The 22,247-nt window shown below is 28.2% G+C and carries 22 protein-coding genes and 2 other annotated features; of the genes, 20 read left to right on the top strand and 2 right to left on the bottom strand.

Going from position 1 to position 22,247, the window contains the following annotated elements; all coding sequences use genetic code 11:
* Positions 1–2: 2 nt before the first annotated feature.
* From CHF27_RS05470 to CHF27_RS05440, 7 genes are all read left to right on the top strand, one after another.
* On the top strand, positions 3–701 hold the full coding sequence (locus CHF27_RS05470; RefSeq protein WP_095405705.1) for a TIGR03936 family radical SAM-associated protein: 699 nt from the start codon (positions 3–5) through the stop codon (positions 699–701).
* An 89-nt stretch (positions 702–790) separates the two neighbouring features.
* Positions 791–2,194 carry an Rne/Rng family ribonuclease gene (locus CHF27_RS05465; protein WP_095405706.1) on the top strand — a complete coding sequence of 468 codons (1,404 nt, stop codon included), beginning with the start codon at positions 791–793 and terminating at the stop codon, positions 2,192–2,194.
* Between the two features lie 29 nt (positions 2,195–2,223).
* Positions 2,224–2,299 (top strand) — a sequence feature (ribosomal protein L21 leader region).
* 11 nt (positions 2,300–2,310) lie between these two features.
* Entirely contained in the window at positions 2,311–2,622 is a 312-nt protein-coding gene (gene rplU / locus CHF27_RS05460) for a 50S ribosomal protein L21 (protein WP_095405707.1), read from the top strand.
* Positions 2,623–2,635: 13 nt separating this feature from the next.
* A complete protein-coding gene (locus CHF27_RS05455; protein ID WP_095405708.1) occupies positions 2,636–2,953 on the top strand; it encodes a ribosomal-processing cysteine protease Prp in 318 nt (105 codons plus the stop codon).
* Between the two features lie 13 nt (positions 2,954–2,966).
* Positions 2,967–3,257, top strand: a complete 291-nt coding sequence (gene rpmA, locus CHF27_RS05450) for a 50S ribosomal protein L27 (protein ID WP_095405709.1) — start codon at positions 2,967–2,969, stop codon at positions 3,255–3,257.
* A gap of 116 nt (positions 3,258–3,373) precedes the next feature.
* Positions 3,374–4,654 carry a GTPase ObgE gene (gene obgE / locus CHF27_RS05445; protein ID WP_095405710.1) on the top strand — a complete coding sequence of 427 codons (1,281 nt, stop codon included), beginning with the start codon at positions 3,374–3,376 and terminating at the stop codon, positions 4,652–4,654.
* Positions 4,655–4,677: 23 nt separating this feature from the next.
* Complete coding sequence (locus tag CHF27_RS05440) at positions 4,678–5,049, top strand: YhbY family RNA-binding protein (RefSeq protein WP_095405711.1); 372 nt, start codon at positions 4,678–4,680, stop codon at positions 5,047–5,049.
* A gap of 129 nt (positions 5,050–5,178) precedes the next feature.
* Here the strand turns inward: CHF27_RS05440 and CHF27_RS05435 are convergent, their stop codons facing one another.
* Positions 5,179–6,096 carry a ribonuclease Z gene (locus CHF27_RS05435; protein WP_095405712.1) on the bottom strand — a complete coding sequence of 306 codons (918 nt, stop codon included), beginning with the start codon at positions 6,094–6,096 and terminating at the stop codon, positions 5,179–5,181.
* A 336-nt stretch (positions 6,097–6,432) separates the two neighbouring features.
* Here CHF27_RS05435 and CHF27_RS05430 point away from each other — a divergent pair, with 336 nt between their 5' ends.
* Positions 6,433–7,575: a pyridoxal-phosphate-dependent aminotransferase family protein gene (locus CHF27_RS05430; protein ID WP_095405713.1), complete on the top strand. Its 1,143-nt coding sequence runs from the start codon at positions 6,433–6,435 to the stop codon at positions 7,573–7,575.
* Positions 7,576–7,849: 274 nt separating this feature from the next.
* On the opposite strand, the gene recX is transcribed toward CHF27_RS05430, so the two are convergent.
* Positions 7,850–8,488, bottom strand: coding sequence for a recombination regulator RecX (gene recX, locus CHF27_RS05425; RefSeq protein ID WP_095405714.1), 639 nt, complete (start codon positions 8,486–8,488; stop codon positions 7,850–7,852).
* A gap of 281 nt (positions 8,489–8,769) precedes the next feature.
* On the opposite strand from recX, the gene nadD reads away from it, so the two are divergent.
* The 12 genes from nadD (at position 8,770) to ortB (ending at position 22,227) form a co-directional block, all read left to right on the top strand.
* Positions 8,770–9,462, top strand: a complete 693-nt coding sequence (gene nadD, locus CHF27_RS05420; RefSeq protein WP_095405715.1) for a nicotinate-nucleotide adenylyltransferase — start codon at positions 8,770–8,772, stop codon at positions 9,460–9,462.
* Positions 9,459–10,028 carry a bis(5'-nucleosyl)-tetraphosphatase (symmetrical) YqeK gene (gene yqeK / locus CHF27_RS05415; RefSeq protein ID WP_095405716.1) on the top strand — a complete coding sequence of 190 codons (570 nt, stop codon included), beginning with the start codon at positions 9,459–9,461 and terminating at the stop codon, positions 10,026–10,028. Before nadD ends, yqeK begins: the two co-directional genes overlap by 4 nt.
* 111 nt (positions 10,029–10,139) lie before the next feature.
* The gene (gene rsfS / locus CHF27_RS05410) at positions 10,140–10,490 is read left to right on the top strand and encodes a ribosome silencing factor (protein WP_095405717.1); all 351 of its coding nucleotides are present in this window, start codon (positions 10,140–10,142) and stop codon (positions 10,488–10,490) included.
* A 37-nt stretch (positions 10,491–10,527) separates the two neighbouring features.
* Positions 10,528–10,721, top strand: a binding site (T-box leader).
* A gap of 114 nt (positions 10,722–10,835) precedes the next feature.
* Positions 10,836–13,256, top strand: a complete 2,421-nt coding sequence (leuS, locus tag CHF27_RS05405; protein ID WP_095405718.1) for a leucine--tRNA ligase — start codon at positions 10,836–10,838, stop codon at positions 13,254–13,256.
* A gap of 486 nt (positions 13,257–13,742) precedes the next feature.
* Positions 13,743–14,960, top strand: a complete 1,218-nt coding sequence (gene ilvA / locus CHF27_RS05400) for a threonine ammonia-lyase (protein WP_095405719.1) — start codon at positions 13,743–13,745, stop codon at positions 14,958–14,960.
* A 174-nt stretch (positions 14,961–15,134) separates the two neighbouring features.
* Positions 15,135–15,515: a RidA family protein gene (locus tag CHF27_RS05395; RefSeq protein WP_095405720.1), complete on the top strand. Its 381-nt coding sequence runs from the start codon at positions 15,135–15,137 to the stop codon at positions 15,513–15,515.
* Between the two features lie 429 nt (positions 15,516–15,944).
* Entirely contained in the window at positions 15,945–16,619 is a 675-nt protein-coding gene (sdaAB, locus tag CHF27_RS05390; RefSeq protein ID WP_095405721.1) for an L-serine ammonia-lyase, iron-sulfur-dependent subunit beta, read from the top strand.
* A gap of 20 nt (positions 16,620–16,639) precedes the next feature.
* A complete protein-coding gene (sdaAA, locus tag CHF27_RS05385; protein WP_095405722.1) occupies positions 16,640–17,518 on the top strand; it encodes an L-serine ammonia-lyase, iron-sulfur-dependent, subunit alpha in 879 nt (292 codons plus the stop codon).
* 233 nt (positions 17,519–17,751) lie between these two features.
* Complete coding sequence (locus tag CHF27_RS05380) at positions 17,752–19,146, top strand: sigma-54 interaction domain-containing protein (protein ID WP_095405723.1); 1,395 nt, start codon at positions 17,752–17,754, stop codon at positions 19,144–19,146.
* A gap of 246 nt (positions 19,147–19,392) precedes the next feature.
* Complete coding sequence (gene ord, locus CHF27_RS05375) at positions 19,393–20,463, top strand: 2,4-diaminopentanoate dehydrogenase (RefSeq protein WP_095405724.1); 1,071 nt, start codon at positions 19,393–19,395, stop codon at positions 20,461–20,463.
* Positions 20,464–20,504: 41 nt separating this feature from the next.
* Positions 20,505–20,813, top strand: a complete 309-nt coding sequence (gene ortA / locus CHF27_RS05370) for a 2-amino-4-oxopentanoate thiolase subunit OrtA (RefSeq protein WP_095405725.1) — start codon at positions 20,505–20,507, stop codon at positions 20,811–20,813.
* Complete coding sequence (gene ortB / locus CHF27_RS05365) at positions 20,806–22,227, top strand: 2-amino-4-oxopentanoate thiolase subunit OrtB (protein WP_095405726.1); 1,422 nt, start codon at positions 20,806–20,808, stop codon at positions 22,225–22,227. Before ortA ends, ortB begins: the two co-directional genes overlap by 8 nt.
* Positions 22,228–22,247 lie beyond the last annotated feature (20 nt).

The raw sequence follows: 22,247 nt of genomic DNA, 5'->3' as shown, positions 1-22,247 counted from the left end.
TTATGAGTAAAATAATAAGAGTTAAATTTAAAAAAGAGGGAGATATGATATATATATCACACCTTGATGTACAAAGATTATTACAAAGAGCATTTAGAAGAGCTGAAATAGAATTATCTTATTCACAAGGATTTAACCCTCATCCCAAAATGAGTTATGGAAATGCACTAGCATTAGGAACTGAAAGTCAGGGAGAATATGTAGATATTGAGATAGAAGACGACTTAACTACAGAAGAATTTTTAAACAGAATTAATGAACAACTTCCACCGGGGATAGAGTTTATTAAAGCTGAGGAAATAACTAGTCAAACTGAATCTTTAGCTTCTACAATAGAATATGGTGAATATTTATTCGATATAGAATTACAGAGAGCATTAAGCAAAGAATTTATAAAATCCAAAATAGTAGATTTTATGAATCAAGAAGAAATAATGATAACTAAGAAAAATAAAAAAGGTAAAATAGTGGAATCTAACATAAGACCAATGATAAAAAACTTTGACTTATTAAGTTTAGAAGATAAATCACTTACTTTTACAGCTACTATAGCTACAGGTTCTAAGGCTAATTTAAATAACAACATATTTATACCTAAAATATTAGATTTATTAGAATTAGAAATGGATCCTTTAGATGTAGATATATTAAGAAGAGATTTATATGTAGTTGAAGATGGGCAATTAGTTTCTCCTATGTAATTAAAAAATTATATATAGAAGATTTAAAGGTGGGTATTTACCCACCTTTTTGATATTATAGTTAATATATAAGCAAAGGAAGTGAATTAATGAAAAAAATAATAATAGAATCTTTAGTATCATCTCAAAAAACAGCAATATTAGAAGATGATAAATTGATGGAACTACTTATAGAAGACAACATAGAAAGCAAGGTAGTATCAAATATATATAGAGGTATCGTGAAGAATGTAAAACCAGGAATAGAAGCATGTTTTGTAGATGTGGGATTTGAAAAATTAGCATATCTTCCTTTATATAAAAATAAAGAAATTAAATCAGGACAAGAAGTTTTAGTTCAAATAGCTAAAGAAGGAATAGGGACTAAAGGTGCTAAACTAAATTTAGAAATAAGTTTGGCTGGAAGATATTTAGTTTATATACCTTCAAATGATAGATGCACTATGTCAAATAAAATTACTAATGAAAAAGAAAGATTTAGATTAAAGAAAATTGTTAACTCTATTAATAAAGAAAATTTAGGTTTGATAATAAGAACGGAAGCACAAGGATGCGATAGAGAAGAACTATTGGAAGATATAGAAAGTCTAAAACAAAAATATGAAAAAATATGTAAAGAGTATAAGTTAGGTATTGGACCTAAATTGTTATATAAAGAATTAGACTTAGCTACAAAATATATAAAAGATAATATGAATGAATCTGTAGATAAAATAGTTGTAAACACTATACAAAAATATGAAGAAATAAAAACTATATTAAAATCTATAAATAATGAGTACGTAAAAAAAGTAACATTAGAAGAAAATAAAGATATATTTGATTTATATAGAGTACAAGGACAAATTAAAAAATGTCTTAATAAAAAAGTTTGGTTAAAAAGTGGTGGATATTTAATAATTGATAAAACGGAAGCACTTACAGTGATTGATGTTAACACAGGCAAATTTACAGGAAGTGCAAAACTTGATGAAACTGTTTATAAAACCAATATAGAAGCTGCTATAGAGATAGCTAGGCAGCTAAGAATTAGAGATATAGGTGGAATTATAATAATTGACTTTATAGATATGCATAAAAAAGAGTATAAAGATAATTTGATAGAAACTTTAAATAGTGAGCTACAAAAAGACAAAAGAAAGTCTGAAGTTTTAGGAATGACTAGATTAGGGTTAGTGGAAGTTGCAAGAAAAAGAGAAAAAAATTCAGTAAATGATTACTATTTGACTAAATGCTTGTCTTGTGAAGGAGATGCAGTTATAAAGTCAATTAAATATATATTAGATGACATAGAAAAAGAAATAATGAGAATAAGTGAGCATACATCTTATAAAAATATAACTATAGAATTAAATATAAATAATTATATACTTATAAAAGATAAATTTATGGATATAATTCAAAAAATAAGCAAAAAATATGGTATAATTGTATTGCTACAATCTGATGACGAGATGCATCATGAAAAAATAAATATTATTTATAATAGCTAGTTGACAAATCGACAAGATAGTAGTATTATTAATAACTGTAATGCCGCACAGAACAGGTTTAAATCTTCTTATGAGGTACCTTTTATGGCGAGTTTGAGACCGAGGAGGTGTATTTAATGTACGCTATAGTAAAAACAGGTGGAAAGCAATATAAAGTTGCTGAAGGTGATGTATTATTCGTTGAAAAGTTAGAAGCTAACGCAGGTGATGTTGTAACTTTAAATGAAGTATTAGCTTGCACTAAAAACGGAGAGTTAGTAGTTGGAGCTCCAGTTGTTGAAGGTGCTTCTGTTCAAGCAAAAGTTGTTGAACAAGGTAAAGCTAAGAAAATAATAGTTTTCAAGTATAAAGCTAAGAAAGACTACAGAAGAAAGCAAGGACATCGTCAACCATACACTAAGATAGTTATAGAAAAAATAAACGCTTAGTTAGTGGATTATAATGATAAAAGTTAAATATTATTATAATGATGACTTTATGCTTCAAGGTTTTTGTTTAAAGGGACATGCTGATTATGCTGAAATAGGTTATGATATAGTGTGTGCTGCAGTTACATCTAATGCAGTTGCAGTCATAAATTCTTTAGACAAATTACAGAAAGTTGAATTTGAAAGTGTAATAGGAAAAGAAGGCCATATAGAGTGTATTGTTAAAGATGCGCATCTAGCAAATTCTCAACTATTATTAAATCATTTTCAATTAGCTATTGAAGAAATTAAACGGGAATACCCAAAAAATATAAAAATCTTAAAAAAGTAGGGGGTGACTCCAAATGTTAAACATGAACTTACAGTTACTTGCATCTAAAAAAGGGGTAGGATCTTCTAAAAATGGTAGAGATTCTGTTGCTAAAAGATTAGGTGTTAAGAGATTCGACGGACAACTAGTTACTGCAGGAAGTATAATAGTAAGACAAAGAGGTACTAAAATACATCCAGGAACTAATGTAGGTAAAGGTGGAGATGATACTTTATTCGCATTAATAGACGGTACAGTTAAATTCGAAAGAAAAGATAAGAAAAGAAAGAAAGTAAGTATATATCCAGTAGCAGTTGCTGAGTAATATACTAAAAAGGAGTGTTGATGCACTCCTTTTTCTTATAAGTGGACATTTATAAGAATTTAAATATCTTTTTAGGATAAAATAATAAAAAAGTTTTAATCAAGTAGGTGATTAATTTGTTTATAGATAAAGCTAGAATTTTTGTTAAAGCCGGTAACGGTGGTAATGGTTCGGTAGCATTTAGAAGAGAAAAATACGTTCCAGCAGGAGGACCTGATGGTGGAGATGGTGGACGTGGTGCAAGTGTAATCTTTGAAGTAGATTTAGGATTAAGAACTTTAATGGATTTTAAGTACCAAAGAAAGTATCTTGCTGAGTCAGGTGGAGATGGAAGTAAGAAAAGAAAAGCTGGAAAAAACGGAGACGATTTAGTTTTAAAAGTACCAGCTGGTACAGTAATAAGAGATGAAGCAACAGGTCTTGTTTTAGCAGACTTAAAAGCTGAAGGCGATAGAGCGGTAATTGCTAGAGGTGGTAGAGGTGGAAAAGGAAATCAACACTTTGCTAATGCAGTAAGACAAGCTCCAGCTTTCGCAAAATCAGGAACAGATGGAGATGAAAGATGGATAACATTAGAACTTAAAATGATAGCAGATGTTGGACTTTTAGGATTCCCTAATGTAGGTAAATCTACATTTTTATCAGTTGTAACTAAGGCAAAGCCAAAAATAGCAAACTATCATTTCACAACGTTAACTCCGAATTTAGGAGTTGTTCAAACTAAGTTTGGAGAGAGTTTTGTTTTGGCAGATATACCAGGACTTATAGAAGGAGCTGCTGAAGGGATTGGACTTGGACATGATTTCTTAAGACATGTTGAAAGAACAAAAGTATTAATTCATGTAGTAGATATTTCTGGAGTAGAAGGTAGAGATGCATTAGAAGATTTTGATAAAATAAATGATGAGCTTAAATTTTATAATGAAAAGTTAGCTTCAAGACCACAAGTAGTAGTAGCTAATAAGATTGATATATTAGAAGATGAAAGTATATTTGAAGATTTTAAATCTGAATTAGAAAATAGAGGATACAAAGTCTTTAAAATGTCAGCAGCTACACGTCAAGGTATAGATGAAGTTATATCTTATGTTTCTACTATATTAAAAGAAGTAGAAGACGTAGAATTAGTTACAGAAGAAGAAATGTATAGACCAGAATTAGATGAAAGCAATGAAGATGGTGGTTTAAGCATAGAGATAGAAGATGGAGTATATGTTGTTAAAGGTAAATCTCTTAAAAGAATTATGTACTCTGTTAACTTTGAGGATATGGAATCTACTCAATATTTCCAAAAAGCTATGGAAAGTCAAGGTGTATTTGACAGACTAAGAGAGATGGGAATAGAAGATGGAGATACAGTTAAAATTTACGAAATAGAATTTGAATTCTATAACTAGGAAAAGAAATAAGAGGTGACAATATGTTAAAAGGTAAGCAAAGAGCATACTTAAGATCTATAGCAAACACTTTAAAGCCTATTACTCAAATAGGTAAAGATGGTGTAACTGAAAGTTTTTTAGAACAACTTGATGGAATGTTAAAAAGTAGAGAAATAGTTAAAATTACAATACTTGAAAATGCAGGACTTGATACTAAAGAAACTGCTAATGCAGTATGTGAAGCATTAAGAGCTGAATTTGTTCAAGCTATAGGTTTTAAATTTACTATATATAAGAAAAACAATGAAGAGCCTAAAATAATATTCCCAGGCCAAACTCAAGCTAAAGTTAGAGTTAAAGATGAGAATGTTACTAAAAAAGGTAAACCAACTAAAAGAGCAGCTAGAAGATAAATTACAAGCATCTGTGAGAACAGGTGCTTTTTATAATTTTTATGTTTTATTAAAAATAACCCCTGATATTAATAAAAGTGTTTATAAACTTATATAATTATCAGGGGTTTTACATTTAAACTTCTTATATTAATCTTTGAAGTTTAAGTTTAATTCAAGTTGGTCTTTTCCTATAATAGTATTTTTAAATATGCTAGTTGCATTTTCTATATAATTTTCAGGATAATCTAGAGATGGACTAAAGTGAGTAAGTAAAAGTTTATTTACATTTCCTAAGCGTGCTAAATTAGCTGCTTCTCTAAATGTCATATGTTTATTTTTAACAGCTTTTGAAATATCTAAGTCATCTCCGTACATAGCTTCACAAACAAGTAAATCACTATCTTTAATAAAATCTGGGATAGATAAAAGTGGTCTTGTATCAGTTATATAACTTATTTTAAGCCCTTTACGGTCGTCACCAAGTACCATATTTGGGCTATATTTTTTACCATTAAAAATTATTTCTTTTCCTTCTTGAAGTTTTTGCCATAATTCTTTAGGAACATTATTAGCAATGGCTTTTTCTATATTAAATTTAGGGATTCTCTTAAAATATAGACTATACCCGAGGCATTCAGTAGAGTGATCTAATTCTATAGATGATATTTCGATGTTTTTTAATTCATTGTTTATTAATGAAAACTTTCCAACTGGATTTTCAATTATATTTATTTTATATGGTAAGTATTCAACTAAAACTCTAATTGCTTTCATAGCTTCTATTATACCTACAGGACCAATTATAGTTAAATCTTCAGTTCTTGAGCTATTAGCTATAGTTGATAAAAGTCCGATAATACCGATAATATGATCTCCATGTAAATGGGTTATAAATATTAAGTCTATATTTTTAAAACCACAATTTTTCATTTTCATAGAAACCTGAGTACCCTCGCCACAGTCTATTAGGATTTTTCTTCCTCTGTAATTTATAAATAAAGAAGATAAAAATCTATTAGGCATGGGCATATTTCCTCCACAACCAAGCAAAATTAAGTCTATCATATTTTTCTCCTTATTATATTTTAAAAATTAATAAAAATTTAAACTTATATATATTTTAACATTAAGTTAAAAAAATATTATATTAAAGATAAAAAAATGAACTAATTAAAAATTTTAAAAATAGAAGTACTGTTTATTAGAAGAATTTGTAACTTCAAGAGTGTAAATTTATTATTAAAATGTCTAATATTATTAAAAATAGATTTTATATGAAGAATTTCCTGAGAAATAATGGATAAATGTATTGATACAATTAAAAAATAACAATAAATTGTATAATGAAATTTATTAGTAATATATAATTATATTAGAATAAACAAAAGGGGGAATTTTATTGTGAATAATAAAGTAGTTTATACACCGGGACCAACTAATGTTAGAGAAAATGTACGATTAGCGAGAGTTCAACAAGCTACAAATCCAGATATAGATAATGATTTTTTTCATTTTTATAAAAATACATGTGATAAGATTGCTTCTATATTAAATACTAAAAATGATGTTTATATTTTATCTGGAGAAGGTATTTTAGGACTTGAGGCTGCTTGTGCATCATTGACAGAAAAGGGAGATAGAGTCTTAGTAATTGATAATGGAATATTTGGAAATGGTTTTGCTGATTTTGTAACTATGTATGGTGGAGAAGCTGTATATTTTTCAAGTGACTATACAAAAGATATAAACATTAATGAATTAAAGTGTTTTTTAGAAAAAGATAATGATTTTAAATACGCTACAATAGTGCACTGTGATACTCCAACGGGAGTATTAAATAATTTAAGAGAAATATGCCCTATTTTAAAAAGTCATGGAATATTAACAGTAGTAGATTCTGTTGCTGCTATGATGGGAGAAAATATAGATGTAGATGAATGGAGAATAGATGTAGCATTAGGAGGATCACAAAAATCAATTTCTGCACCTCCAGGACTTACTATAGTAAGTGTAAGTGAAGATGCAAAAAAATCTATGATAAGTAGAAAAAGTAAAATAGTTGGATTTTATTGTAACTTATTAATATGGGTAGATTATTATACAAATAAGTCTTTTCCTTATACCATGCCAATAAATGATATACTAGGGCTTGATAAGGCAATAGATAACATAATAGAAGAGGGAGTTAAAAATGTTTTAGAAAGACATGAAAAAATAGCTATAGCTATAAGAAATGCTATAAAAGATTATGGTTTAGAATTGTTTTTAGATAAAGGATATTCAAATACTGTTACAGCAGTAAAAATACCAGAGGAAATAGGAGCTTTAAAATTAACTAATTATATGCTAGAAAAATACAATACTCTTATTGCGACATCTTTAGGACAATATATAGATAAGATTTTAAGAATAGGACACATGGGAGAAAATGCTAGATTAGAAAATATAGTTTATGTTTTAAATATTATAGATAGAAGTTTATCAGAATTAGGATTCAAATCAAATGGAAGGTTAGTTGATTTGTTCAATAATTATTATAAGTAATTAAAAGATTAAATGGATTTATAAACATAAGATTACCATATTGTTTTTAGCAATATAATTCGGAAAAAAAGGAGTTGTTTCAAAAAATAATTTTGATTCTACTCCTTTTTAAATTATAAAATTTAATTTATTTAGTTCATTCTATCTTGTTTGTATAGTTGAATAACATTATATAAACCTAATAAAAAGCTTAGTATTCCGACAACTATTTTCATAAAAAAATTCCTCCTGGATCATAATCCGAAATGTACATTTAACATTATATCATAATAAATTAAATATTAGATTCATCAAAATTTAAAAGTTTATTCAATACGCTTTTTACAATATCATAGCTAAATCCTTTGTAAATAAGATGTTGAGAAATTTTTTGATATATTTTCCTTTTATCTTCATTTTTTACTCTTTCATATCTTTTTTTTGCTAAATACATAGCATTTTCAAATTCCACATCATTATCTATTTCAGATACAGCCTCGTTAATAGAATTTTTATTTAAACCTTTGTTATATAAATTTTGCTTAATTCTATTTTTACCACATTTATTTAAATTCACATTAGTATTTACAATTTTTTGTGCTAATATAGAATCATTTATAAAGTTGTATTTTTTTAAAAAATCAATAACACTATCAATTGTATCTTCTTCAAAATCAACTGATAGTTTTTCTCTGATTTTTTTTTCTGATTGGTCAGCTTTAGATAGAATATTTAATGCTTTGTTTTTAGCTTTTATATACATTTCATCTTTTAATATGGATTGTAAATGTTGTTCATCTATTTCAATACCTTTTTTTAAATTAAAAGTAAAAACAAGCTCTTTAAAAATAGCTATGAAAAATTCGTCATCTACGTATATGTTAACCCTCTCAGTATTTTTCTTTTGAGCTTCGATTTTAGTAATTATAGCCATGTATAAATCTCCTTTTTTTTATGTAATTATATTAACAATGTTAAATTATATAAATTTAGAAACTTTTAATATTTTGTAAATAATATTAATAAAGCATTAATAAAAAACATCAAAAACTTACTTTAATAAGAAAATATAAATATAATAAGTTAAAAATTTATTTTAAAATTTTTTTTTTGCGTTATAAATATGATTATATACTAAAAAAAACAATTTATTACCTTTAAGAAACAAAAAATAATGATACAATAATAATATAATTGGTATAAAGGAGACAGACTATGAGGATTAACGATCTAGTTAATGATTGTAAGGTAGAAAATACTAGTAAACTAGAACAGTTCAAAAAAAATAATAAAACTACAAGGATTGGTATAATGGGAGGGACATTTAATCCAATTCATTATGCACATTTAGCAACGGCAGAATTTATTAGAGATAAGTATGGATTAGACAAAATACTTTTTATACCATCGGGAAATCCTCCTCATAAACCAGAAGACATAACAAACAAGTATGATAGATATAATATGGTATTACTTGCAACGGTTAATAATAAAGACTTTTTAGTTTTAGACTTAGAAGTAAACAGAAATGTAAGGACATACACAGTAGATACTTTGAGACAATTAAAAAAAATATATAAAAATATAGAAATATATTTTATAACTGGAGCAGATGCCATATGTGACATTGAACAATGGAAAGATGTACAAGAAAATTTTAAATTAGCAACATTTATAGCAGCTACTAGACCAGGAATAAGTGTATTAAAAGCACAAGAAAAGATAGAACAACTTATAAAAAAATACAATGCTAAAATTTTAAGTGTTTATGTGCCATCATTAGATATATCTTCTACGTATATAAGAAATCAGTTAAGAGAGAATAAATCAGTTAGATATTTAGTACCAGAAAGTGTAGAGAAATATATATATGAAAATAAATTATATGATATGGAGATGAGTAGATGAATTTAGAAAATATAAAAAAGAGATTAGATGAGATGTTACCTAAGGGAAGAGTTAGTCATTCATTAAATGTAGCTAATTGTGCTGTGAGATTAAGTGAAATATATAATTGTGACAAAGACAAAGCTTATTTAGCAGGAATTATTCATGATTGTGCAAAATATTTAGAACTTAGTGAAGTTGAAGATTATATCAATAAATATGAAATTTACTTAGATGAATTAGAAGAAGATAATTTAGCATTATCACATAGCATAATAGGTTCATATATTGCAACATATGAGTTTGAAATAGAAGATGAAGATGTAATAAACTCAGTTAAATATCATACTACAGGAAGAGAAAATATGAGTTTATTAGAAAAAATAATTTACATAGCAGACTTAATAGAAGAGGGAAGAAAATTTCCACAAGCAGAAACATTAAGAAAATTAACTTATGGTGGAGAACTTGACAAAGCACTTTTAACTTCTTTTAATAATACTATAAAATTTGTGATAGATAACGAACAATTAATACATCCTCGAACTGTAAGCGCAAGAAATTATTTAATGAAAGAAACTTTATAATAGATTAAGAATATACATATAATAAACAATATAAAAATACAATAGTTAATAGTAGAATTTTTATGGTATAATAATAAAATGTGCTTAAAATTATGAAAGTGAGGAATCAATATGACAGTAGAACAAATCACAAAGGTTATATATGATGCAATAGATGATAAAATAGGACAAGATATATCTATTATAAATGTAGGAGCGGTTTCAAGCTTGTGTGAATATTTCGTTATAGCTACGGCATCTTCTCAAAGACAAGTTAAAGCTATAGCTGATAATGTAGAAGATGAATTAACTAAGCTTGGAATAGAACCAAGAGGAAAAGAAGGACATGGAGCTCAAACTTGGGTTCTTCTTGATTATGGAGATATTATGGTTCATATATTTGATGAGGAAAATAGAGGGTTCTATAATTTAGAAAAATTATGGAAAGATGCTCCTTATGTAGATGTTGACACTTTAGCATAAAGATGATAAGATAAATTATTATATTTTAAAATTAAAAAATTATTAAATAGACTAGAGTAGTAAAAGTATATGTTTTTTCAGAGAGTTAGTGTTTGGTGTAAACTAATAAAATATAGCTTTGAACTTGCTAGGTATATCTATTTAAACCGTAGTTGGTATAAAGACTGCATGAGAGAGTCTAGTAATAGACTAATTAGGGTGGTACCGCGAAGATATATCCTCGTCCCTAAACGTAAGTTTAGGAGATGGGGATTTTTTTATTTTTGAGAAGTTAAATTTATCACTTAATGGATAAAATAACTATTATATATTAAATTATAAATAATTAAATTTAAGGAGGAAAAAATGAACGTTTATAAACCAAATGAAGTTGAAGCTAAGTGGCAAAAAATGTGGGAAGATAATAATCAATACAAAACTAACACTCAAGATTCAACAAAACCAAATTATTACACATTAGAGATGTTTCCTTATCCATCAGGGAAAATACATATGGGTCATGTAAGAAATTATTCTATAGGGGATGTAGTAGCTAGATTTAAGAAAATGGAAGGATACAATGTGTTACATCCTATGGGATGGGACTCATTTGGTCTTCCAGCAGAAAATGCAGCTATAAAGCATGGAATACATCCACATAAGTGGACTATGGAAAACATAGAAGATATGAAAGGTCAGTTAAAGTTACTTGGACTTAGCTATGACTGGGATAGAGAGGTAGCAACTTCAACTCCTCAATACTATAAGTTTACACAAGAGATATTCTTAAAGTTTTTAGAACATGGACTAGCATACAAGAAAAAATCTTTTGTTAACTGGTGTCCTTCTTGTGAAACAGTTTTAGCAAATGAACAAGTTGTTCAAGGACAATGTGAGAGATGTGATAGTGTAGTTGTAAAGAAAGATTTAGAACAATGGTACTTTAAAACTACTCAATATGCAGAAGAATTACTTAATGACTTAGATACTTTAGATGGATGGCCAGAAAAAGTTAAAACAATGCAAAAAAACTGGATAGGAAAAAGCACAGGTGCAGAAATAACTTTTGATATAGATGGTACTGACAAATCAGTAACTGTATTTACTACTAGACCAGATACAACATATGGAGTTACTTATATGGTATTAGCTCCAGAACATGAATTAGTTAAGGAATTAGTAGACGGAACTGAATATGAAGCTAATGTAAATGCTTTTATTCAAAAGATGCATACTATGACTGAAATAGAAAGAACTTCTACAGAAACTGAAAAAGAAGGAATGTTTATAGGAAGATATGTTGTAAATCCTTTAAATGGTAATAAAGTTCCTTTATGGATAGCAAACTATGTACTTGCTGACTATGGTACTGGAGCAGTAATGGCAGTTCCAGCTCATGATGAAAGAGATAAGGAATTTTCTGAAAAATATGATTTAAATGTTATACAAGTTATAGATGAAGATGATAAAATGATAAATTCTGAAGAATTCAATGGATTAGATGTTAAAGAAGGATTTAAAGGAATAGTTAATAAAATAGAAGAAATGAAAATAGGAAAGAAAACAGTTAATTATAGATTAAGAGACTGGTTACTTTCAAGACAAAGATATTGGGGATGTCCAATACCTGTAGTTTATTGTGAAGACTGTGGTGTAGTTCCAGTTAAGAAAGAAAACTTACCAGTTCTTTTACCTACAGATGTTGAGTTTACAGGAAAAGGAGAATCTCCACTTACAACTTCAAAAGAGTTTATGACTACTGCTTGCCCACATTGTGGAAAGCCAGCTAGAAGAGAAGTTGATACAATGGATACTTTCGTTGACTCTTCTTGGTATTATTTAAGATATGTAGATGCTAAAAATGAAAATGAGCCATTTAGTAAAGAAACTGCTAATAAATGGATGCCTGTAGATCAATATATAGGTGGAGTAGAACATGCTATAATGCATTTACTTTACTCTAGATTCTTCGTTAAAGCATTTAAAGATATGGGTATGATAGACTTTAACGAGCCATTTAAAAACCTTTTAACTCAAGGTATGGTTCTTAAAGAAGGTACAAAAATGAGTAAATCTAAAGGTAACGTTGTATCTCCTTTAGAAATAATAGATGAATACGGAGCAGATACGGCTAGATTATTTGTGTTATTTGCAGCACCACCAGAAAGAGATTTAGATTGGTCAGAACAAGGTGTTGAAGGATGCTTTAGATTCTTAAATAGAGTATATAGATTAGTTGATGAGTTAAGTGAAGTAACTAAGTCTAATGCTGAAATAGGTGAGTTAACTAAAGAAGATAAAGCTATGAGATATACAATACATGCAACACTTAAAAAAGTTACAGAAGATTTAAGTGAAAAATTTGGATTCAATACAGCTATATCAGCTCTTATGGAATTAATAAATGAAATGTATAAATATAAAGAGTTAGATGATAAAAATGACGGAGTTATAAAAGAAGGTATAGAAACTATAATTACTATACTTGCTCCATTTGCTCCTCATATAGGTGAAGAATTATGGACTATGATAGGCAAAGATAAAAGTATATTTGATATAAATTGGCCAAAATATGACGAATCAGCTTTAGTTAAAGATGAAGTTGAAATAGTAGTTCAGGTAAATGGTAAGGTAAGAGGTAAGTTAAGTGTAGCTCCTAATATATCAAGAGAAGATATGGAAAAGATAGCTATGGAAGATGAAAGAATAAAGTCTTTAGTTGAAGGAAAAACTATAGTTAAAGTAGTTGCAGTTCCTAAAAAACTAGTTAATATAGTAGTTAAGTAATTAGAAACTTAAAAGAGTTTGTATCAAATTTTTATATTTTGATATGAACTCTTTTTTAGTTTAAGGAAAATTATATAATAAAAGCTTTAAATATACAATTTATTGAAAAAATGAATAAATTAAAATAATTTAATTCAAAAATATTATAAAAGAGTTAAACTTGTAAATTTAGTATTAAAAACTAAATTATATAAAATTTTTAAGAAATAAGAAATTGAAATAATAGTTACATATTGAAAAATCAAAGGTGCATTGCTTTTGATTATTAAAAATAGATATAATAATTAAATAATTTATTTAACAAAAAAAGAAGTTTTTATTTCTAAAACATGTAATTGTTTAATTTTTTGTTGTTTTTAGACAAATCTTAAAATTACGAAAAACCGTTTTCATGTTGATTTTTGTAAAAAAAACATATAGAATAATAATTGTTAAGAAACAAAATTAATTAAAAGAAAAAATTTGTTTTTACAGGAGTGAGTTAAAATGACAAAGGTTACCATACAAGATGTTAGAGAAGCTAAAGAAACTTTAAAAGATATAGTTAAGAAAACTGATATATTAGAAAGTGCTAAACTTAGCCAGCAAACAGGGGCAAAGGTTTTCTACAAATGTGAAAATCTTCAAAAAACAGGATCTTTCAAATTAAGAGGAGCATGTAATAAAATAGCAAGTTTAACTGATGAAGAAAAGGCAAACGGTGTCATAGCATCAAGTGCAGGAAACCATGCTCAAGGCGTTGCATTAGGAGCACAAATGACAGGTATAAAAGCAACAATAGTAATGCCAGCAACTGCACCGCTTGCAAAAGTTACTGCAACTAGAGGATATGGAGCAGAAGTAGTTTTAACTGGTTTAGTATATGATGATGCTTATGCAAAAGCTGTTGAAATTCAAAAAGAAAGTGGAGCAACATTCTTGCATCCATTTAATGATAAATATGTTATAGCAGGACAAGGGACTATAGCTCTTGAAATATTTGAACAATTAGATAACAAAGTCGACACTATTTTATGCCCAGTCGGTGGAGGGGGTATAATATCTGGAATAGCGGTTGCAGCTAAAGCTTTAAATCCAAATGTTAAAATAATAGGTGTTCAAACAGCAAATATACCTTCAATGCAAGAATCTATCAAAAATGGAAAAGTAACATCTGCATTTAAAGATACTACAATAGCAGATGGTATAGCAGTTAAAACTCCAGGAGATATGACTTTTGAAATAATAAAAGAATTAGTTGATGAAGTTGTAGTTGTTGAAGAAGATGAAATAGCACAAGGTATGTTATTCTTAATGGAAAATCAAAAAGTTGTAGCTGAAGGATCAGGTGCAGTAAGTACTGCAGCATTATTAAGTAAAAAATATGTACCTGCAAAAGATGAAAATGTAGTTTGTGTAATATCAGGTGGTAACGTTGATGTTAATACATTATATAGAGTAATAGGAACTGGTTTAGCTAAAGAAGGAAGAAGATATTCTTTCAGTACAATAATAGTAGATAAGCCAGGTGGATTCGCACAGTTAACTAAAATAATAGGTGAAAATAATGCAAATATATTAAGCGCTAACCAATCTACATTAGCAACTGGACGTAGCTTAGGTAAGCAAAAAGCTGAATTTATATTAGAAACATTTGATCATAATCATATACAAAAAATAAAAACAAGTATAGAAGAAGCAGGATTTGAAATAATAGAAATGTAATTTGATTCATAAAATATCGTGATATGGTATATTATAATGTAAACTAAGGACTAAATAGTTTTTAGTTTACATTGTAAAAAAATGTATACAATGTGTAAGGCATAATAGTATAATTATATATGACATATGCTATATGCATAGAAAAAGGTTTATTTAATAAGGAGGAATTACAATATGAAACATGAAATAATACATACAGACAATGCACCAAAAGCTATAGGGCCATACTCTCAAGCTATAAAAGCTGGAAATATGTTATTTGTATCTGGGCAAGTTCCTTTTGTACCAGAAACTATGGAAATAGTTGAAGGAGATGTAAAAGCTCAAGCTGCTCAATCATTAAAAAATGTTAAAGCTATATTAGCTCAAGCTGGAGCAGATTTTTCACATGTAGTTAAATCTACAGTGTTTATAAAAGATATGAACGAATTTGGAGCAATAAACGAAGTATATGCTGAATATTTTGGAGACAATAAACCAGCTAGAGCTTGTGTTGAAGTTGCAAGATTACCAAAAGACGTTAAAGTTGAAATAGAAGTAATAGCTGTATTATAATTTAAAATTAAAGATTAATTACAAAATGGCCAGTAAAAACTGGCCATTTTAAATTGGTTATAAAAATAAAATACATAAATATACAAAAAACGCTAAAAAAGTAAAATAAAGTGGAATTATTTACAAAAAAACTAACAATAAAACAAATTTGGAATAGTTTAATTTAATAAAATTAAAAAAAAGTATTTTATTAAGAAGAATTTTTATATATAATAATAATGTGATAAAATAATTTATGTATATATTAGTTATATGTATATATGATAGTTTAAGTTAGATACTATTTATATAAACTAATAAAAAATTTAATTTAAATCTTCTAGATATATAAATATGATATGACATGGAATATTGTTTTGACTTGATTTTAAAATATTTTTTAAAATTAAGCTAAACAAGACATTTAAAGAAGAAGAAAGAGGTAATATAATGGCTAAAGATTATAGTGTATTTGATATTGTAGGGCCTAATATGATAGGACCGTCCAGTTCCCATACTGCAGGAGCTGCAAGATTAGGGAAAGCTGCATCTAAAATAGCAGGACAACCAGTAAAAGAAGTGAAGTTTTTACTTCATGGATCTTTTGCAGAAACTTACAAAGGTCATGGTACTGATAAAGCATTAGTAGGTGGAATATTAGGATTTCAACCAGACGATGCTAGAATAAGAAACTCTTTTGACATAGCAACTGAAAGTGGAATTAAGTTTGAGTTTATAAAAACTGACCTAGGAGAAAACGAACATCCTAATAGTGTAAAGATGGAAATGACTTTAGCTGATGGATCTAAGTCTACTGTAAGAGGAGCTTCTATAGGTGGAGGTAATATAAAACTTACAGAAATAGATGGATTAGGATTGGATTTTAATGGGTCAAGACCAGCTGTAATATTAGAAATAAAAGATATTCCAGGAGCAGTATCGTTTGTAACTGGACTTCTTGCTCATAATAATAAAAATATAGCAACAATGTCAACAAATAGCCCAGTAGGTTCTGACTATACATTTGTTACTATAGAAACAGATGAAAAATTAGAAGCAGATATTTTAGATCAATTAAAGAAATTTGAAGTTGTAGCTAAAGCTGTAGTTTTAGACAAATTTTAATGAGTAAGGAGAGAAAAATTATGAAATTTAACTTTACAAGTGGAGCAGAATTATTAGAAAAATGTAAAAAATATGAAATGTCTATGCATGAAATATGTTTAGAGAGAGAAGCTGAACTTTCAGGATTATCTAAAGAAGAAGTAAGAGAAAAAATGAGAGTTAGTTTAAATATAATGAAATCATCTACTGAAAGAGCTACTAAAGAAGATATAAAATCAGTTGGTGGATTAATCGGTGGAGAAGCTAAAAAATTAACTACATTCAGAAATAATGGGAAATCGGTTTGTGGTACATTAATGAATAAAGCTTTAGTTGCAGCTATGGGTACTATGGAAGTAAACGCTTCTATGGGTCTTATAGTTGCAGCACCTACGGCAGGATCTTGTGGAATACTTCCTGCAGCAGTAGTAACTATAGGAAAAGAATATGGATTAAATGATGAAGATATGATAGATGCTTTATTTGCAGCTTCTGCAATAGGTGCTATTATAACTAGAAATGCAACTGTTGCTGGTGCTGAAGGTGGATGTCAAGCTGAAACTGGAGCTGCTGCTGCAATGGCTGCTGCTGGTGTAGTTGAAATGATGGGTGGAACTGTAGAACAAGCTTTACATGCTGCATCTCATTGTTTACAAAATGTAATGGGACTTGTATGTGACCCTATTGCAGGACTTGTTGAGGCACCTTGTCAAGGTAGAAATGCTATAGGAGTTGCAAATGCTTTAATATCAGCAGAATTATGTCTTGCAGGAATATTAAATATAATTCCTTTTGATGAAACTGTTGATGCTATGTATAAAGTTGGTAAATCTCTTCCAATGGAATTAAGAGAAACAGCTTTAGGTGGTATAGCAGCAACTTGTACAGGATGTTCATTAACTACTAAAATATTTGGATAATAAATAAATTATAATAGTATTTAAAACAATATATTTTTATATAAAAACAGTCAAAAAAGTTTAAAATTATTTTGGCTGTTTTTTTATACCATAATTTAAATAAGAAGGAATATAAAGAGAATATGTTATATAATTAATTAAAGGGTGAAATTTTTGGTATATTTATTTTAAGGGTAAATCGTCGTAAATATGATTTGAGTATTAGGTGAAAGTTTAATACGAGGAGGGGCGAAATGAAAGAAAATATATATGTTGAAGTTATTAATAAGATAATTGAAAGCATAGATGAGGGAATTCATTTCATTGATAAAAATGGAAAGACTATAGTATACAATAATTCTATGGCAAAATTAGAGGGTATGAATAAAGAAGATATAGTAAATAAATCTTTTTTTGATGTTGTAAAGAATATGAAGGTAAACAATAGTACATTATTAGAAGTATTAGATAGTAAATGTATAATTAAGGATAATGTACAGAAGTATTTAAATAAAGATGGCAAAGAAATTACAACTATAAATACAACAATGCCAATTATAGTAGGTAATAAATTAGTTGGAGCCTTAGAAATATCAAAGGATATGACTCAAATACAATCTTTATCAGAGCAAATTTTAAAACTAAAAGAAATAAAAATATCTAAGTCACATATACCAGAAAAGATAGGATATAATTTTGATGATATAATAGGTGTTAGTGACACAATAAAAAAATCTTTGAAGATTTCTCAAAAAGCTGCAAAGAGTGATGCAGCAGTATTAGTATATGGAGAAACTGGAACAGGTAAAGAACTTATAAGTCAATCAATTCATTATGGTAGCAGTAGAAAAAAACAACCATTTATAGCACAAAATTGTGCAGCACTTCCTGAAAGTTTGTTAGAGGGAATTTTATTTGGAACTACAAAGGGTGGATTTACAGGAGCAATTGATAGACCAGGATTATTTGAACAAGCTAATAAAGGAACTTTATTATTAGATGAAATAAACTCTATGCCACTTCAACTTCAAGCTAAGTTACTAAGGGTATTACAAGAGGGATATGTAAGAAGAGTAGGTGGAACAAAAGATATACCTGTAGATGTTAGAATTATAGCAACAACTAATGAAAATCCAAATAAAATTTTAGAAGAAGGAAAATTGAGAAAAGACCTATACTATAGATTAAATGTAATATATATCCAAATACCACCATTAAGAGAAAGAGGAGATGATATAATTTTACTTGCTAATAAATTTATAGATAAATATAATCAAAAATTAGATAAAAATATTAAAAGGATATCTGAAGATGCTAAACAATATTTGAAACAACATTATTGGCAAGGTAATGTAAGAGAACTAGAAAATACAATTTATTCAAGTATGAGTATGATGGATGATGAGAATATATTAAATAAAGATATGATAAATATAAATCAATATGATAGTGGGAAAAATGGGGATCAATATTTTATAGATATTAAATCGAGACCTCTTGATTGGATTGTAGCTGATATAGAAGAAAAATACATAAATGAGGCTTTAGAGCGTTCTGGAGATAATGTTACAAAAGCAGCAGCTATCTTAGGAATTTGTAGGCAAAACTTACAGTATAAAATAAAAAAGTATAATATAAGAAGGAATTAGTATATAAAAAGAGCAAAAAATTTTGCATTAAGAGCAAGATTTATTGCTCTTTTTTTATTGAAAAGTGAGAAATGTCAGAAAATTTAATCATAAAGAATATAATCATAATAAAAAATTTTATTGTGAATATATTCTTATTAGCGATATGTAAAATATAAAAAATATAAACAAAAAAATAAATAAGTATATGGCATAAGATTTGCTATAAATATAAAACAAACAAATTGAAAAGGGGGAAAATGATTTATGAGAAATGTTAGAGTTGGGTTATGGGGATTTGGTGCAATGGGAAGTGGAATGGCAAGAATGTTATTAAATAAAAAAGGAATAGATATAGTTTGTGTATGTGATAGAAATAAAGCAAGAGCTGGAAAAAGTATGTACGAAGTTTTAGGTGTAGAAAAGTTAGATAGACCAGAAGTTATAATTAATTCTAATCCAGAAGAAGTATTTACTGAAAAACGTATAGATGTTGCGTTATTAGCTACGGATTCATTTACAAGAAATGCTTTTGATAAAATAAAATTTGTGCTAGAAAAGAAAATAAATGTTATATCAACAGCTGAAGAAATGGCTTATCCAATGGCTCAAGAACCGGAATTAGCAGAAAAATTAGATAAGATAGCCAAAGAAAATAATGTAAGCGTATTAGGAACAGGGATAAATCCAGGATTTGTTTTAGATTTATTAATATTAGCATTATCTGGGACTTGTGAAGAAGTTAATCATATAAAAGCATCTAGAGTAAATGATTTATCTCCATTTGGAAAAGCAGTTATGATAGAACAAGGTGTAGGTATAACTAAAGAAGCATTTGAAAAAGGTGCAGAAGATGGATCTATAGCAGGTCATGTAGGATTTATTGAATCAATAAATATGATAACTAAAGGAATTGGATGGAATTTAAATAAAGTAGATCAAACAAGAGAACCAATAATGAGTTCAGTTTATAGAAAATCTAATTATGCAGAAGTTAAAGCAGGTAATGTTGCAGGTTGTAGACAATGTGGATATGGATACGTAGATAATGAAGTTAAAATAGAAATGGAACATCCTCAACAAATATTACCTCATTTAGAAGGTCAAAATACAGGAGATTATATAACTATACAAGGGACTCCGAATATAAATCTACAAATAACACCAGAAATACCAGGAGGAATAGGTACAATAGCTATGTGTGTTAACTCTATACCTCATATAATAAATGCAAGATCAGGATTAAAAACTATGTTAGATATACCAGTACCAAGAGCAATGATGGGAGATGTAAGAGAGTTAATAGAAGTGGAAATTGAGGAAAAAGTAGAAGCTTAGAATAAATAAGTTAATTAGAAATATAACAAGGGGGTATTAGTATGGTTGCAAAGAAAAATGATTGGGTAATAGTACATAATGTAGTGCTAGATTCCAAAGATAGAGCACCACAAGTGCCAGATGACACTAAACAAGTTCCTTTAGAAATGTGGGTAAAAGGATTTTTAAATAAAGATGCAAATATTGGAGATTTAGTAGAAATAACTACTATAACAGGAAGAAAAGTAAATGGAAACTTAGTAAAAGTAAATCCTTACTATACACATGATTATGGTAAATGCATACCAGAGTTACTTCAAATAGGCTTACAAGCAAAAGAAATTCTATTTGGAGGTGGTTTAAATGACTAGGGATATGAGTTATGAAGCTGTAATGGGAAGAAATAATGAAATAATGAAAAATGCTATAGGAATAGATTATACAGTATTTGAATCTGGTAGTGTATCTTTTGATTATGAAAAAATGATGAGTGAAACAGGATATACTTTAGATGAAATAGAAAGAATACAGTCTCAATATGGAGTAGGTAATACACCTATAATAGAACTTAAAAATTTAACAAAATTAGCTAGAAAAGTAGCTCCAAAAGGAAAAGGAGCAAGAATATTTGTAAAAGATGAAGCTTGCAATGCATCTGGAAGTTTTAAAGCAAGAAGAGCTGCAACCGCAGTTTATCATGCAAAGAAAATGGGATATAAAGGTGTAATAGCAGCTACAAGTGGAAATTACGGTGCAGCAGTAGCATCTCAAGCAGCAATGCAAGGATTAAAGTGTATAATAGTTCAAGAATGCTACGACAGTAAAGGTATAGGTCAACCAGAAATAATAGAAAAGGCTAGAAAATGTGAAGCTTACGGAGCCGAAGTAGTTCAATTAACAGTTGGACCAGAATTATTTTATGTATTTTTAGCAATGCTTGAAGAAACTGGATATTTTAATGCTTCATTATATTCTCCTTTTGGAATAGCAGGAGTAGAGACATTAGGTCATGAAATATCTAATCAATTTAGAAAAGAATATAAAAAAGATCCAGATGTTGTAGTTTGTACAAATGCAGGTGGAGGGAACCTAACAGGAACTGCTAGAGGTTTAATAAAAGCAGGTGCTTTAAATACTCAAGTAGTAGGAGCAAGTGTTGATTTAAAAGGACTTCATATGGCAAGTGATAATCAATTCAATAAAAAATCATTTACTACAGGACACACAGGATTTGGTATACCATTTTGCACTTGGCCTGATAGATCAGATGTACCAAGATCAGCAGCAAGACCTCTTAGATATATGGATAGATATGTAATGGTAAAACAAGGTGAAGTGTTTTATATAACAGAATTATTAGCTCAATTAGAAGGTATAGAAAGAGGTCCAGCAGGAAATACATCTCTAACAGCAGCATTTGCATTAGCACAAGAGTTAGATGAAGATAAGATAATAGTAGTTCAAGAAACAGAATATACTGGTGCTGGTAAACATATATGTCCACAACTCACTTTTGCTAGAGAAAATGGAATAGAAATTAAATTTGGAAACCCAGATGATGAAGTTCCAGGTGAAAATTTAATATTACCATCACATCCAAGTTTATTAAAAGCTACAGATATAAATCTTGATAAAATTAGAAAATCATATATAAGAAACTGTCTAGTAAACAATAATGTAACTGAATTGAACGATAGTGATATAGAATTCTTAGCTAAAGATACAAAGAGCAGTAAAGAATTTGTTATTAGTGCAGTTGATGAAATAAGGGTGAAAAATTTATAGATTTTTAATAGGGAGAGGGA

The sequence above is a fragment of the Romboutsia maritimum genome, assembly GCF_002251085.2.
In the GTDB taxonomy this organism is placed as follows: domain Bacteria; phylum Bacillota; class Clostridia; order Peptostreptococcales; family Peptostreptococcaceae; genus Romboutsia_B; species Romboutsia_B maritimum.
The sequence above is the reverse complement of the archived record's forward strand: the minus strand, read 5'-3'. Positions and strand labels throughout refer to the sequence as shown.